The 16,080-nt window shown below is 33.9% G+C and carries 14 protein-coding genes, 1 tRNA gene and 1 pseudogene; 13 read left to right on the forward strand and 3 right to left on the reverse strand.

All coding sequences use genetic code 11. The features are described from left to right. Positions 1-102: 102 nt before the first annotated feature. The 6 genes and pseudogenes from CP370_RS06255 to hpt all read left to right on the forward strand — a co-directional run. Positions 103-456, forward strand: a pseudogene (locus CP370_RS06255) (DeoR/GlpR transcriptional regulator); the annotation flags it as partial. Between the two features lie 107 nt (positions 457-563). Continuing rightward, a complete protein-coding gene (locus tag CP370_RS06260; protein ID WP_087285361.1) occupies positions 564-2,969 on the forward strand; it encodes a phosphoketolase family protein in 2,406 nt (801 codons plus the stop codon). 159 nt (positions 2,970-3,128) lie between these two features. Next, positions 3,129-3,785 (forward strand): nitroreductase, encoded by a 657-nt coding sequence (locus CP370_RS06265; protein ID WP_087285362.1) that lies wholly within the window; start codon positions 3,129-3,131, stop codon positions 3,783-3,785. 128 nt (positions 3,786-3,913) lie between these two features. Next, positions 3,914-4,606 carry a hypothetical protein gene (locus tag CP370_RS06270; protein ID WP_041822244.1) on the forward strand — a complete coding sequence of 231 codons (693 nt, stop codon included), beginning with the start codon at positions 3,914-3,916 and terminating at the stop codon, positions 4,604-4,606. A gap of 50 nt (positions 4,607-4,656) precedes the next feature. Beyond that, on the forward strand, positions 4,657-6,081 hold the full coding sequence (locus CP370_RS06275) for a hemolysin family protein (protein WP_087713151.1): 1,425 nt from the start codon (positions 4,657-4,659) through the stop codon (positions 6,079-6,081). Between the two features lie 54 nt (positions 6,082-6,135). Next, on the forward strand, positions 6,136-6,705 hold the full coding sequence (hpt, locus tag CP370_RS06280) for a hypoxanthine phosphoribosyltransferase (protein WP_087713150.1): 570 nt from the start codon (positions 6,136-6,138) through the stop codon (positions 6,703-6,705). An 87-nt stretch (positions 6,706-6,792) separates the two neighbouring features. Here hpt and CP370_RS06285 read toward each other — a convergent pair whose 3' ends face one another. Beyond that, positions 6,793-8,106, reverse strand: coding sequence for an APC family permease (locus CP370_RS06285; protein ID WP_087713149.1), 1,314 nt, complete (start codon positions 8,104-8,106; stop codon positions 6,793-6,795). A gap of 120 nt (positions 8,107-8,226) precedes the next feature. On the opposite strand from CP370_RS06285, the gene CP370_RS06290 reads away from it, so the two are divergent. The 5 genes from CP370_RS06290 (at position 8,227) to wecB (ending at position 13,127) form a co-directional block, all read left to right on the forward strand. Then, complete coding sequence (locus CP370_RS06290) at positions 8,227-8,937, forward strand: GH25 family lysozyme (RefSeq protein WP_004895415.1); 711 nt, start codon at positions 8,227-8,229, stop codon at positions 8,935-8,937. Between the two features lie 10 nt (positions 8,938-8,947). Next, positions 8,948-10,177, forward strand: coding sequence for a DEAD/DEAH box helicase (locus CP370_RS06295; RefSeq protein WP_087285339.1), 1,230 nt, complete (start codon positions 8,948-8,950; stop codon positions 10,175-10,177). Further along, a complete protein-coding gene (locus tag CP370_RS06300; protein ID WP_087713148.1) occupies positions 10,177-11,508 on the forward strand; it encodes a PTS sugar transporter subunit IIC in 1,332 nt (443 codons plus the stop codon). Before CP370_RS06295 ends, CP370_RS06300 begins: the two co-directional genes overlap by 1 nt. A 50-nt stretch (positions 11,509-11,558) precedes the next feature. After that, positions 11,559-11,631, forward strand: a tRNA-Arg gene (locus CP370_RS06305). Positions 11,632-11,984: 353 nt separating this feature from the next. Then, a complete protein-coding gene (wecB, locus tag CP370_RS06315) occupies positions 11,985-13,127 on the forward strand; it encodes a non-hydrolyzing UDP-N-acetylglucosamine 2-epimerase (RefSeq protein ID WP_087713147.1) in 1,143 nt (380 codons plus the stop codon). Positions 13,128-13,140: 13 nt separating this feature from the next. On the opposite strand, the gene CP370_RS06320 is transcribed toward wecB, so the two are convergent. Continuing rightward, positions 13,141-13,668, reverse strand: coding sequence for a GtrA family protein (locus CP370_RS06320; protein WP_087713146.1), 528 nt, complete (start codon positions 13,666-13,668; stop codon positions 13,141-13,143). Continuing rightward, entirely contained in the window at positions 13,661-14,107 is a 447-nt protein-coding gene (locus tag CP370_RS06325; protein ID WP_087285343.1) for a flavodoxin, read from the reverse strand. The genes CP370_RS06320 and CP370_RS06325 overlap by 8 nt, the downstream gene beginning before the upstream one ends. A gap of 185 nt (positions 14,108-14,292) precedes the next feature. Here CP370_RS06325 and map point away from each other — a divergent pair, with 185 nt between their 5' ends. Both map and CP370_RS06335 read left to right on the forward strand, forming a co-directional pair. Continuing rightward, positions 14,293-15,117, forward strand: coding sequence for a type I methionyl aminopeptidase (map, locus tag CP370_RS06330; RefSeq protein ID WP_004897022.1), 825 nt, complete (start codon positions 14,293-14,295; stop codon positions 15,115-15,117). A gap of 14 nt (positions 15,118-15,131) precedes the next feature. After that, on the forward strand, positions 15,132-16,040 hold the full coding sequence (locus CP370_RS06335; RefSeq protein ID WP_004897023.1) for a YihY/virulence factor BrkB family protein: 909 nt from the start codon (positions 15,132-15,134) through the stop codon (positions 16,038-16,040). The last annotated feature ends 40 nt before the right edge of the window (positions 16,041-16,080 follow it).

Below are 16,080 nucleotides of genomic sequence, written 5' to 3' on the forward strand. Positions count from 1 at the left end.
TCGCAATTCAAACAAGTTAAGCCTGTATCTAAGCAAATTGGTGAAATAGTTAGCGCAAGCTAACGAACCACCAAGCCCCAGAATTCATTCTGGGGTAGTTGACATAAAGAGAATCACTATACATCTTCTTTAAATAGTTTAAAAGAAATAGATAAATATGAATTTGATATTGCCGTAATTGGGACATCATTGGTTAATAAAAATGGAGTTTTTGTAGTTAACCACTCTGATGCACAAATTGAAAGAGAAGTAGTTAATCGAACAAAAACAGTTATTTTGCTGGCAGAAGAATATAAATTTAAAGAAGATAGATCTTCTCCGTATAAGGTCATGGATTGTAAGCAAGCTGATATTTTGATTACGGATAATAAGCTTGATCCACAGTATCGAAAATATTTTAAAAAGAATATTAAGATTCGTGAAGTACTCGAAGAGGAAAAGGGAAAAAGTAAGTAATTATAATTGGACCGCCCCAATAATTTTAAAAGTTGAATTTTTGCACTTGATGCTATATGATAAGTACTGTAATAAGCAAATGAAAACTATTTCAAGGAGATATTGCTATGGCAGTAAATTACGATTCTCAAGAATACTTAAAGAGTGTTGACGCATACTGGCGTGCAGCTAACTACTTATCAGTAGGACAATTATTTTTAATGAATAACCCTTTACTTAAGAGAGACTTAAAGGCAGAAGATGTAAAACCTAAGCCAATTGGTCACTGGGGTACAATTGTGCCACAAAACTTTATCTATGCTCATTTAAATCGTGCAATTAAGAAGTATGATTTAAATATGTTCTACATTGAGGGTTCTGGTCATGGTGGCCAAGTAATGGTATCTAATTCATACTTAGATGGTTCATATACTGAGCGCTACCCAGAAATCACTCAAGATGAAAAGGGAATGGCGAAGTTATTTAAGCAATTTAGTTTCCCAGGTGGCGTTGCTTCTCATGCTGCTCCAGAAACTCCTGGATCAATTCATGAAGGTGGAGAATTAGGTTACTCACTATCTCATGGTGTTGGTGCAATTTTAGATAATCCAGACGTAATTGCAGCAGTTGAAATTGGTGATGGTGAATCAGAAACTGGTCCACTTGCTACTTCTTGGTTTTCAAGTAAATTCATTAATCCAATTAAAGATGGTGCAGTTATTCCTATCTTGCAAATTAATGGCTTTAAGATTTCTAATCCAACTATCGTTTCTAGAATGAGTGATGAAGACTTAACTAAGTACTTTGAAGGAATGGGTTGGAAGCCATACTTTGTTTCTGCATATAAAGACGGTGAATTTAATGGTTATAAAGACCACATGGAAGTTCACCAAGAAATGGCCAAGACAATGGATGAAGTTGTTGAAGAGATTAAGGCTATTCAAAAGCATGCTCGTGAAAACAAAGATGATTCCTTAGTGAAGTGGCCAATGATTGTCTTTAGAGTACCTAAGGGCTGGACTGGTCCAAAATTTGATCTAGATGGCAACCCAATTGAAAATAGTTTCCGTGCTCACCAAATTCCAATTCCTGTTGCTCAAGATGACATGGCTCATAAAGAAATGCTTACTGATTGGATGGAAAGTTATAAGCCAGAAGAATTATTCAATGAAGATGGCTCACCAAAAGATATCGTTAAAGAAAATACCTTATCAGGCGACCAAAGAATGGCTATGAATCCAGTAACCAATGGTGGTATTGATCCAAAAGTCTTAAATATGCCTGACTACCGCGACTTTGCAATTAAATTTGATAAGCCTGGATCTGTTGAAAAACAAGATATGGCCGAATGGGCAAAATATTTAGACAAGATGTCTGAATTGAACCCAACTAATTTCCGTGGTTTTGGCCCTGATGAAACTAAATCTAATCGTTTATTCCAACTTTTAGATAATCAAAAACGTCAATGGATGCAAAATATTCATACTCCAAACGATGAAAACTTGGCTCACGAAGGTCGTGTGATTGACTCACAATTGTCAGAACACCAAGATGAAGGTTGGCTTGAAGGATATGTATTAACCGGTCGTCACGGATTCTTTGCTACTTATGAAGCATTTGGCCGTGTAGTTGATTCAATGCTTACTCAACATATGAAATGGTTGAGAAAAGCCAAAGAACAATCTTGGAGACATGATTATCCAGCCTTAAACTTAGTTGATACTTCAACTGTTTTTCAGCAAGACCACAATGGTTATACTCACCAAGATCCCGGTATGTTAACACATTTGTATGAAAAGAATCGTCCAGATTTAATTCACGAATACTTGCCAGCAGATACTAATTCACTTCTTGCTGTATCTGATAAGGCATTTAGAGATCGCGAATGCATCAATGTGTTAGTAACTTCTAAACAACCTCGTCCTCAATGGTTCTCAATTGAAGAAGCTAAGAAATTAGTTGATAAAGGTCTTGGTTATGTTGACTGGGCATCAACTGATAAGGGCGCTAAGCCAGATGTTGTTTTTGCTTCAACTGGTACTGAACCAACAATTGAATCTTTAGCTGCCATTGATTTACTTCATAAGAAATTCCCAGACTTAAAGATTCGCTATATTAATGTCATTGATGTTATGAAGTTAATGTCCCCAGAAAAGAATCCAAATGCGATCAGTAATGAAGAATTCAATCGTCTTTTCCCTAAAGATACGCCAGTTATCTTTGCATGGCATGGATTTAAGCCAATGATGGAATCAATTTGGTTTGATCGCGGTCGTGGTAAAGATGATGTGCATATTCATGGGTATGAAGAGAATGGTGACATTACCACTCCTTTTGATATGCGTGTTTTAAACCACATGGATCGCTATGACTTAGCAAAAGATGTAGTAGAAAGTATTCCTGAGCTAAATGAAAAGAATGCGGATTTCATTGATGAAATGGATAGCTTGCTTGCTAAACATCACCAATATATCCGTGATAACGGTAAAGATATGCCTGAAGTTACTGAATGGCAATGGAATGGCTTAGAATAAAGATATTATTTTTTAAAGATCGGATTAATTTCCGATCTTTTTTAATTGTAGTTATTAAAAAATCATTGTATTGTTAGTGTGACATTTATTGTTATAATATATTGAGGAAAGTAAGTGTAATTTTAATAAATAAAATATATTATAGGAAGGGATGATGAGATGGATTTTAAAGATGTTTTAGCAAGTGAACATGCAACAAGAAAGTTTACTGATCAAAGAGTAAGCGAAAAAACTGTTATCAAAGTAATCGAAGAGGCGCAAAGAACACCATCATTACTAAATTCACAACCATGGCGAATTTATGTGGCTGAAGGTGAGGTTGCAAAAGCAATAAGAAAAGATCATGAGGAGAAGGTCTTGACTCATGAAGAACCACATGAAGATTTTGTTTCATTGCTAAAAGTTGAGTGGGATACGTTTCCAAGTAAGAATATGGCAACGATGAGTGAAAATTTAGATTACTTTTTACGTGGTGAATCTGATGCTTTCGATCAAGCTCAAATAAAATTGTTTAACGCTCCTGTGATAGTATTTTTGACTATTCCTAAAAAATCTCCAGCTTGGTCAATTTTTGACTTAGGTGCGTTTTCGCAGACATTGATGTTAGCTGCTAATAATCGTGGTTTAAGTACAATGCCGGCTCATGCTTTTGTTAAGTACCCAGATGTAATAAGAAAATATTTGGATATACCAGAAGATGAATCAATTGGAATTGGTATTGGTTTAGGATATCCGAATAAGAAGGCAACAATCAATAAATATAAGTCTAAACGTGTACCGTTAGATGAAGTTTTAAAGATTAAAAAAGATCTCTAATTAAAAACTCTTGAAGAAATAAAGTCTAGCTAATTTGTTAGATAGAATTCTTTAAGAGTTTTTTATTTGTTTATTTAAAATAATATTAAAATATGACATAATTATAAAAATAAAGGAGAAGAAGAATGATGTTATTAGTTTCTCCTGAGCAATGGGCTAATTGGGATAAGTGGTTTAATTATACATTGCCAGGCTATATTTTAATTCTAGGAACAATTTTTTTATTTGTTGGATTAATTCCATTTTTATGCGTACATAATAAAATTACTTATACTTTATTTGGGGTGACAACCGCATTTTTAGTAACTTTTCTGGGGATAGCTTATTTTAAAAATAAGGAATCAACAGAATATGTCAAAGAAAATCACTATTTGACGGCAATGGTTAGAGAATACGATGCTCAGATTTTTTCTAATAAATATTATGATCCAGAAGAAATCGAGGCGTTTAAATATGTGGCTGATATTCAGACTCCGTCTCATTTACCTTCCGTTTATAAAAAGATACCAGTGAGGCAAGAAGTTACCTACCTTGGTAAAAATGATTATTATGCCTTTATTAAATTAAATGATGTAGTAATGAAGTTCAGCTTGGCAGATTGTAAAAAAATTCCAGGAAGTAAAGCTTACTTTACAGGCTATCATTTTAAGATTAGAAATAAGAAGTTTTTGAAGTTAGGATTTATTGATTTAAAACATAATTTACGCGATAAAGTAGAACTACCAGCCGATTCTTATAACAAGCAAGTTTCAAGTAATATTGAAGAAAATTATAATCATCCCGGATTAGTTGCAAACTGGATCCCTGATTCAGCAAAATAATGCTAAAATAGAGATATAATTATTTAATATATAAAAAAGGTGAAGATCACTTGTCTACAAGTACTATAACTACTAATTTAATTGTTATTTTCATAACGTTTTTAATTGCAATTTTCTTTGTTGTTGCTGAATTTGCTTTAGTGCAGACTAGATCGAGTCAGCTAGAAGATATGCTGGCAAACGGTCAAGGCAACCCTAAAAAACTAAAGCGTGCTCTACATATGGTTCATAATTTGAATGAGTCATTGTCTACCACTCAAGTAGGTACTACTTTAGTTGGTGTTATTTTAGGTTGGATTGGTCAAGGAACTATTGAAGAACTATTGACTGATGCGTTTAAAATGACACCTTGGTTTGGAGCAAAGACTAGCGGAGTATTAGGAGCCACTTTAGGTGTTGTATTGCTAACTTATTTAGAGGTTGTTGTAACTGAAATTGTTCCTAAGAATATTGCTATTGACATGCCCGTTAAGTGTTTAATGGCAGTCGTTACTCCTTTAGCTGCTTTCCATATGATTGTATATCCATTTGTATGGTTACTTAACCACAGTGCTAATGGATTGCTTCATTTATTAGGGATGCAGTCAGCTGATGAAGAAAGTGAAGTTTATTCACAATCTGAAATCTTACGTTTATCTCGTAACGCTGTAACTGGTGGCTCACTTGATAAAGACGATCTTTTGTACATGGAACGTGCTTTTGAATTAAATGATAAAGTTGCTAAAGATATCATGACAGACCGTACTCAACTTCAAGTTTTAAATGCGACTGATGATGTAAAAACAGCTTTAGAAAAATATATTAAAGATGGCTTTAGCCGTTTCCCAGTTGTGCGTGATAATGATAAAGATGATGTTGTAGGATACGTTTATGCTTATGATATCGTAAGTCAAGATCAGGAAAATCCTAATGTTCCGATTACTAGAATTATTAGAGCGATTATTACTGTGCCTGAATCAATGTTAATTCAAGATATTTTGAAATTAATGATTAAAAAGCACACACCAATTGTTTTAGTAGTTGATGAGTATGGTGGAACAAGTGGAATTGTAACTGATAAAGATATTTATGAAGAACTCTTCGGATCAATTAAGGATGAAATCGATGATGTTTCAGACGAATATATTGTCTGCGATGATCATGGAAATATCCATGTTTCAGGAAAGACTACTTTATATGATTTTGAACGCTACTTCCATACTAAGCTGAAAGCATTCGAAGATAGTGATATTATTACCATCGGTGGTTATATGATGGAACACTATCCTAATTTAAAACGTGGTGAGTCTGTTGATTTAGAAGGCTTTAAGTTTAAGCTAGTAAACATTGAACAAGGATTCATGCGTTGGTTCATCGTTTCTAAGATAGATCAAGCCAGTGAAAATGATGATTTAGAAAATAGCGATCAAAATGATAAAAAAAAGATAAATAATCGGAAAAAGCACCTCAAGATAGGTGCTTTTTTGTCTAATTAAATGTTATAATTCTACTATTAACAACGCATTTATAAAAGGATATAGAGGGTTAAAATGCAAAATAGTGATAATATTGACAACATTATTGATCGTGTTTTATTTAGTCAAGATGACATCGAAGAGATTTGTCAAAGACTAGGTAAGCAATTAACTGAGGATTATGCTGGTAAGTTTCCATTAGTCATTGGGGTACTAAAGGGTGCTGTATACTTTATGACTGATTTAACACGCCATATGAATGTAAAAATGCAAAATGACTTTATGGATGTTTCAAGCTACGGTGATGGCTTTGAATCAACTGGTAAAGTTAGATTAGATATTGACGTTCAAGCAGATGTTAAGGGTAGAGATGTATTACTGGTTGAAGATATTGTTGATACTGGTCATACTCTAAAATTTATGAAGGATCTATTAATTGGACGTGGCGCAAAGAGTGTAAAGTGTTGCGCGCTTCTTAATAAAACAGAACGCCGTGAAGATGATGTAGTTGTAGATTACTATGGCTCAAAAGTTGAAAATGAATTTGTAGTTGGCTATGGATTAGACTACTTAAATGCATATCGTAATTTACCTTATGTTGGTGTTTTAAAACCAGAAGTTATTCAAGCAAACTTAAACCGTTAATTATTCAAAATATATTTATCATAAAATTAAAAAGGGTTGAGACTTTCTCCTTAGCTAGTGGAAGTTTCAACCCTTTATCTATGAGCTTTATTGTTGGCGATTATTCTGTTTTTTCATATAGTAATAAATAGGAAGGCCCAATAACGTTAGACCGATGCCAGTTATTGAGAGCCAGAATTCATTAATTACAGTACTGATCACAATGAATAAACCACCACCAATTGAGATGATCGGGACAATCGGATACCAAGGAACAACATAAGGACGTTCTAGTTTAGGTTCGCGGTAGCGCAAAATTACCACTGCAATTGAAATTAAGGTGGTAAAGGTCCACATGACGAAGACAAGCATGTTGGTTAAGAGATCAAAAGTCCCTAGTAGAATCATTATTAAAGATACGAAAAGAATAATTAGTGCACTTAGTGTAGGAACACCTGTATTAACATTAGTGCGACTAATTTTATCGGAAAATGGTAACATTTTATTTTGTGCTAAAGTATAAGGTATTCTCATTCCTGTAAGCATAAAACCATTAATTGCGCCATAAACTGAAATTAAAATTCCAATAGTAACTAATTTACCGCCTAAACTGCCAAATAGTTTTAACGAAGCTAAATAAGCAGTATTTTGATTGCCGATAATTTCTTTAAAAGGAATAGCAGTCAAAAAAGCGTAGTTGACTAATACATAAATTAAAGTAATAGCAGATAGACCGATGATAATAGCTCTTGATAGATTCTTCTCAGGCTTTTCAATTTCACCAGCTAAATTAGTTACGTTAATCCAGCCATCATAAGCAAATAAAGCCGCAAGTAAACCACCGCTTAAGCCTGTCCAAAAAGATGTATTATGCCCAGCGCTTAAAGGGAATAAGTTAATATCGACTTTGCTTGAATTAAAAAGACCAAAAAGCACAATTAAAGCAATTGGGATAGCCTTAAGAATAGTCATGACTGATTGCATTCGGGTCGAAAATTTTGTAGAAATAAAGTTTAAGCCCATTAAAAAGATGGCGAGCAGTAGACCAATTAAAGTCGCGTATTTAGCAGGTAAATTAAATAAAACAACAAATTGTTGCCCAAATATTACACTTAAAGCTGCAATATTGGCAGGGAAATAGACTAGCATTTGAGCCCAGCCAAATAAAAAGCCCCAAACTTTTCCATAAGTATACTCAATGTACTTGATAGAGCCCCCAGTAACTGGAAGAGCAGCTGCAATTTCAGATACGGTGAGGCCAGAAGCGATGGAAACAATACCGGCTAAAATCCAGACGAAAAGAGTTAATGAGGGAGTGCCGGTTTCATAACTAATGCTTCCTATTTTGAAAAAAACGCCCCCACCGATTACAGTTCCAACGACTGTAGCTAGGGCTTGACCAAAGCTAATTTGTCTTTTCAAGATTGTGCTTTCCTTTCGATATATCTATAACTTTTAGTAATTATATCATTTTATACTAAATCTTAATGAAAGTGGTGTAGAAAGAAGAAGTTCGTTAAAATAGCTAATGGAGGGACTGAAATGCATCGTTATCGACATAAATATACTTTCCCAAGTATTATTATTTTACTCATTCTAGCTTTTTCAGGACTAGTATGGGGATACTTTAATATGAGACAAAATACAACTGTTCCTCGTGGCTCAAATATGAGTGTATTAGGCATTGAACTAGACCAAACAAAAGATTACATTGATTTACATAAGTTAGAAAAAAATGGTATTTCTTTTGTATATTTGAGGTCAACACAAGGAAAATCTTATTTTGACGATAATTACTTACTTTATCGGGATCAAATTCAAGGAACTAACTTAAACTTTGGTACAATTATTGCTTATAGTGATGAAACGAGTAATCAAGAACAATACCAATACTTTTTGAATAAAGTTGGAATTAACACCGGAAGTTTGCCTGTTATGATTGTGCCAGCTGCTAGTCACTTGACTAAGTCATATTGGAAGTGCATGGGAATTTTTGCTCAAATGATAAATAATCTTGGAAAAAGAGTAATGATAGCTGGTGACTACCGTTATCATAATTATTTTCCAGAAGGAACAAGGTTTTTATATACGGGAGCAAGTTTAAAAGATAGACGACACTATGCTTTTTGGTGTTACACTCAAAATGGAAGAGTTAAAAATATAGATAATCTCGAGCGGGATGTAACTATGTTTGCTTATATTGGTACTAATACACAGTACGAGCAATTATATGGTCAGCAAGGAACACAATAGAGGAAATAAAATGTATTCAAACGCAATTACACAAGTTTTAGAAAAAGAACATAAAAATGAACCAACCTTAATTCAAGAAAGAACATATGATGCTATTCGTAATGGAGCTAGCATCGTAGGCTTAGCTAAGACTGGTACCGGTAAAACTTTAGCTTATGGTTTGCCAGTAATGGAGCGAATTGCCGAAATTGGTGGTCGAGGCATTATTTTAGAACCAACCACTGAACTTGCGATCCAAACCAGAAATAATCTTTTACCTTATGCAAAATCATTAGGTTTAAAAACCATTGCATTAGTTGGAGCAGGAAATAGAAAAAGACAATTAGAACGCTTAAAAAAGGAAAAACCGGAAATAATAATTGCTACATCAGGAAGATTTTTTGACTTTTTATCAGAGAACCGAATCAAGTATCAAGACATTAATGCCTTGGTGATTGATGAAGCGGATGATATTTTAGAATTTACAAAATTAGATTTACTGAGTTCATTAGGACAAAATTTATCTTCAACTGCTCAAATTTTACTTTTTGGAGCATCAGAGTCAGAAATAACAAAAGATGCCGAAGATTTGTTTAATCATACTTTCTTACTGATTGATGTGCGACCAGAGCAAAAATCTGAAGTTAAACATTACTTTTTACAAGTCTCAAATGAATATAAAATGCAGTTCTTGCAGCGGTTGGCAAAGTTAGATAAGTTCAAGGGTATTCTCTTTTTTGATAGTACAGAAAGTGAAATGAGATTTGCGCGAATTTTTAGTCATAGTAAGACAAAATTTGCTGTTTTAAGTAATGAAACTAGTAAGCAAAATAGAGAAAAAATTCTTAGTGATTTTAGAGCAGGACGAATTAAGTTTTTATTTGCGACTGATTTAGCAGCTCGTGGGTTAGACTTACCTGATGTTAGCTATGTTATTAACTTTGAAATTCCGAGTGAAGTAAATACCTACTTGCATCGGAGCGGTAGAACGGGCCGAATGAATAAATCAGGAACTGTTGTCACTCTTGGGGACGATCATGACTTTAGAGACTTGAAAAAATTACTAGCTAATACTTACCAAGTTCAAAGAGCATATTTTGCAGGGTATAGTTTAACGACTGAAAAGCCAGAACGAAAAAAAGAAGAGCCAGAAACTCAAGAGAAGAAAGTAAAGGAAATTAAGCCTAAGCATAAAAAGAAGCGTTGGCGCAATAAGAAAAATAAAGGATATCATCCTCGAAAGGATAGAAGAGAAAAATAATGTCATCTTTAGTTAAATGGCTAGAAACTTATGTTTTGCCACCTGCATCGCGTTTAGCTCAAGTACGCTGGCTAGTTGCAATGCGAGATACTTTTATTTCTTTACTGCCAATTACAATGGCTGGTTCAATTGCAATGCTATTTAATAGCATAATTAGAGCAGCTAAAGTACAAATGCATTGGGATACTTTTTATTCTTTAATGCAGCCTGTAGTAGCGATTGACAACATCATTTGGGAAGGTACATTTGCCCTTTTTGCGGTTTATTTTGCAATTTCTTGGGGTTATCACCTAGCTAAGACATATGAAGTGAACCGATTTGCAGGTTCTGTTGCTTCTTTAGTTGCTTTTGCAATGAGCATTAGTGATTCCGTTAAATTGCGCATTGATGGAGATGTAGTTGATATTAAAAATGCTTTTGATATCAAACAATTTTCTACAATGGGCCTATTTACAGCTATTATCTTTGGCTGTATTGGAACGGCATTATTTATTACCTTTTATAAGGCTAGAATTAGACTAAAAGTAGATAGTAGTATGCCGCATGCAGAATGGGTTGCATTTAGTACTTTGATCCCGATTTTGCTTTCTATTTTTATTGTAGGTTTTGTTAATTATGCTTTTCAAAGGCTTACAGGAACCTATTTTGGTAATTGGCTGCTTACTACTATTCAAAGACCCTTGGTTAATTTAGGACAGGGCTTTGGAGTTGTTTTATTAGTTACATTTTTGGTTCAAATCTTCTGGTTCTTTGGAATTAACGGTATAAGTGTGCTAACTCCAGTAATGGATTCTTTGTGGCTGACACCAGAAAATATTAATGTTACAGCTGTTAGAAATAGTGAGCATGTTCCTTATATTTGGGTTCGCGACTCTTTTAATGTTTTTGCATGGTTTGGTGGAGCAGGCGGAACTCTGGTATTGATTATTGCCATTTTAATGTTTTCTAAGCGTAAAGATTATCGAACAATAGCAAAGATGGCTGTAGCACCAGGAATTTTTAATATTAATGAACCTATTATTTTCGGTCTGCCAGTTGTTTTTAATCCTGTCTATTTAATTCCGTTTGTTGTAGCTCCTTTAGTAAACGTATCATTAGCTTATTGGGCTACACAGGCTGGTTTAGTCAATCCAGTTCAAATTTTTGTTCCAACTGTAATGCCGCCACTTATTGGACCGTTCTTAGCTTGCAATTATGATTGGCGTGCTATTGTACTGGCTCTCATTAATATGGTAATTGCGCTTCTTATTTGGATGCCGTTTGTTTTTGTGGCAGATAAGATTGCTAAGCAAGATAATAATCAACGGAATTTCTATTTACCTCAATACTAAATTTATGATAGTGAAAAACTAGTTTTTATGTTAAAGTAGAAATTAGTCCTGACCCCGTAGTTCATCTGGATAGAACAATGGTCTCCTAAACCGTAGAGGTGAGTTCGAATCTCACCGGGGTCATACATGAAAAAAGCATTTCTTCAATTAATGAGAAGAAATGCTTTTTTATTCATCTTAAACATATTTTAATGGGTTAATAAAAATCTCTAAAACAATCCAGAGAAAAATAATTAGTAATATTGCAATAATTGCAATTAAAACATGCTTAGTTTTTTGTGGGTAAGAGTTCCCAAAGAGGAAAACTAGGCAAAAGACTATAATGGTAATTAAAATTGCAGCTAAAGATAAAAAACTAAACATAAATTGCTCACTTTCCTTATAGTATATAAGTATAAAGTAGTTTGACAAATAGTACCAAGGAAAATTTAATTGGGGTATAGTAGAAGATACAAAATATAAGGTAAGGATAAATTATGAATAAAGTAAAAGTAATGACAGTTTTTGGTACTAGACCAGAAGCTATTAAAATGGCACCGTTAGTGTTGAAGCTAAAAAAAGATGATCGTTTTGAAGAGATAACAGTCGTAAGTGCTCAACATCGTGAAATGTTGGATCAGGTTTTAGATATTTTTAAAATTAAACCTGACTATGATTTTAATATCATGCATAAAAATCAAACATTAGAAGATATTACTTCAAAAGTAATGCTTGATATGGCTAAAGTAATAAAAAAAGAGCAACCAGACATTGTTTTGGTTCATGGGGATACAACAACTAGCTTTGCGGCTGGCTTAGCAACTTTTTATGAACAAACAAAGTTAGGCCATGTGGAGGCTGGCCTTAGAACCTGGAATAAGTATTCTCCGTTTCCAGAAGAGATGAATCGGCAAATGACTGATGATTTAACTGATTTATATTTTGCACCAACTAAATTAAGCAAACAAAACTTAATTAAAGAAAATCATCTCGCTGATAATATTTATGTGACTGGGAATACTGCCATTGATGCTTTGGAACAGACGGTTAAAGAAGATTATCATCACGATGTTCTGGATGAAATTAACCCAGATAGTAAGATTGTTTTAGTTACCATGCACCGCAGAGAGAATCAAGGAGAACCGATGCGGCGCGTCTTTAAAGTTATGAAACAGGTAGTTGATAGTCATAAAGACGTTGAAATTATCTATCCGGTTCATCTGTCTCCACGTGTACAAAAGGTAGCTAAAGAGGTATTAAGTGACGATCCGCGAATTCACTTGATTAAACCACTAGATGTAGTTGATTTTCATAATTTAGCTAAAAAAAGCTACTTTATTATGACTGATTCGGGTGGAGTTCAAGAAGAAGCTCCTTCTCTAGGTAAGCCAGTATTAGTTTTACGTGATACAACTGAGCGTCCTGAAGGAGTTGCAGCTGGAACTTTAAAGCTTGTAGGAACCGAAGTAGATAAGGTTCGTGCTGAAATGATACGTTTACTTGAAGATGAAAAAGCATATACTGAAATGGCGAATGCAAAAAATCCATATGGGGATGGAAAAGCAGCTGATCGGATTATGGATGCAATTGCTTATTATTTTGACAAGGAACATAATCAAAAACCAGTTGATTTTAACTAAAAAAGCTCCATTTTTATGGAGCTTTTTTAGTTAACTTTTTATTAAAGTAGTCTTTAAATTTTTTAGCAAATTTACCACTAGTATTAAGAAAAATTGATTTGGTAGTTAAATAGTTGAAAATACCTACTAAAATTTGATCGATTATTTTTACAAAAAATGCATTCCAATTAAGCCAAGAAATACCAACTAGCATAATTAAGTTATCCGGGACTAAACTAATGACTCGGTAGATAAAGAATAAACAAATTTGGTAAACTACTCCATGCTTTTTATCGACATTTTGGATGAATACACCATGTTTATTAAAAGAAAAAGAGGCTAAATTAGAAATAATAAATGCGATTGTGTTGGCATAAATCACAGGCATTTTCCAAATATTATGCAATAAAAGAAAGCAGGCAATATTGATAACGGCTGCTAGAAAACCGAAGATAACATAAACATAAAAATTTCGGTGTCTCGCAACCAATTTACTCCCGAGTTCTCTTAACTGCTCGTGAGTAATCTTTTGTCCCTTCCTTTTAGGGTGATTTTTAGCCATTAAATGCCTCAACTATTTCTTCAGTAGCTTGATCAATTAAGGCAATGTCTTCATCATCGACTGCATTTTCTATTTTAACTGGTTTTGCTGCTTCGATAGCGCCACATTTAATAAATGCTTTTTCAAAATCATCTACGTTTTCACAATAGTGATCTTTATAGGTCTTGTCTCCTGAACCCATTACAGCAAATTTTTTACCGGATAGGTCAAGTGTGATTAGTTGGTCATAAAAGTCTTTTAATTCATCAGTCATCACGCCTTCGCCATATGTATAAGTAATCATCACGCAAAGGTCAGCATCAAGATAAGAGCTAGCATCTGCAAAACTGACGTCAATATTTTCTACGTCAAAACCTGCATCTTGTAAGCTTTCTTCTAAAATTTCTGCCATATCTTCATCATTACCAGTCATGCTGGCAAAGACAATTTGTGCTTTCATGCAAAAAACTTCTTTCTATAACGTTTTCTCTTATTATACTAAAGAAGTATAGAAGTTTGTAAATCTTAAGAGAAATTATTTAAGAAAAGCTTTACAATGAATGGTTGAGACTTTCTTAATAACTACAAAATCATACCTATTTAAGGTATGCTAAGAGTATATAAATTAAAAAAGGAGACTTTTTAATGATAACAATTAAATCAAAGCGTGAGTTGCAAGGGATGCAAAAATCTGGTCGCGTTTTAGCAGCTATGTTTGAGGGTTTACGTGATGTTATTAAACCTGGAATTTCAACTTGGGAAATTGAAGAATTTGCTCAAGATTTTATGAAAAAACATGGTGGTCGTCTTTCAGAACAAGGTTTTGAAGGATATAAGTATGGAACTTGTATTAGTGTAAACGATGAAATTGCTCATGCGATTCCTAGAAAAGATAAGATCCTAAAAGAGGGTGACTTAGTCAGCGTTGACGTTACTTGCAACGTTGATGGCTACGAAACTGATTCATGTACTACTTATGGTGTTGGTGAAATTTCTGCTGAAGACCAAAAATTAATGGACGTTACTAAGAAAGCAATGTACATGGGAATTGATCAAGCGGTTGTTGGAAATCGTATTGGTGATATTGGTAGCGTTATTCAAAATTATGTTGAAGATGAAAATGGCTATGGTGATGTACGTGAACTTGTAGGCCATGGTATTCAACCATCTATCCATGAAGATCCAGAAGTTCCTCACTGGGGTAAGGCAGGTCATGGTTTGCGTTTACGTGAAGGAATGACTATTACAGTTGAACCAATGGTTGAAGCTGGTGGAGACTGGAGAATCGAACAAAAAACTGTATCAGATCCTAATGATGATTGGGTTTACTATGCAACTCCAGATGGTTCGAAGGCAGCTCAATTTGAACATACTTTTGCAATTACTCCAGATGGACCAAAGATCTTAACTTTGCAAAAGCCATATGATGGCTATGAAAAATATCTTCCTCACTTTTTGGATGAAGATTAATAGATAGTAAGACCATGAATTCTTTTCTCAATCAGACTAAAAACCGTATAACAGAGTTTTTTCAGTTATTATCTAAATATATTAGCCAAGGCGAGATAAATCAGACTTCAATTATTATTGCTTATTATGTGCTATTAAGTATTTTTCCAATCATAATTATTATTGGAAATGTTTTACCTTTGCTTAATATCGACACTGAGCCAATTGCTCGCTATCTTGAATTGATTTTTCCATCTCAGGTTTCAAGTCTAATTATGCCAATTATCAATGCTTTATTGAAAAAACACTCCAGTGGTTTTATTTCTCTTGGTATTGTGATTGCTATTTGGTCTTTAAGTTGTTTAGTTAATTCAATTCGCTTAGCAGCAAATAAAATTTATGGCGTTGATAAAAAAGAAAAAGGTAAGTCATGGTGGAACTATTTACTTGCTAGAACGTTTACTTTTGTTCTCTCTGTGATTTTGGTAGTTGGCTTTTCAATAATAATTTTTGTTGTTACCTTTGGTAGACAGATTATGGAATTCTTGGCTCCAATTTTTAATCTATCCTTGTGGTGGGTATATAAGTTGGAAAATTATCGTTGGCCGATTATAATTTTGGTTATGGTTATTATAAACTTGTATATTAACTATGTTATTCCCAACATCACTGTACAAAAGCGCATTGTATGGCCTGGAGTATGGTTTACTGTAGTGAGCTGGAGCGCCTTATCCTATTTCTTTGGTTTATATTTGAGGCAGTTCGGAACGCGCTGGCAGAACTATGGAATTGTAGGTTCTTTTATAATCTTTATGTTATGGCTAAATGTAGGTTCATTTTTACTTTTGCTTGGCATTTGTCTTAATGCCACAGGGGATGAATTAAAAGGTAGAAAAATTGAATACAGTCGTAGCCCGATTTTGAGAATTTTTAGAAAAAAATAGTAAATTGTCTAAATAAGTTTCTAGAAGTTTGGTAAAATAC

Origin of the sequence: Lactobacillus sp. UMNPBX19, from assembly GCF_002553805.1 — a bacterium.
In the GTDB taxonomy this organism is placed as follows: domain Bacteria; phylum Bacillota; class Bacilli; order Lactobacillales; family Lactobacillaceae; genus Lactobacillus.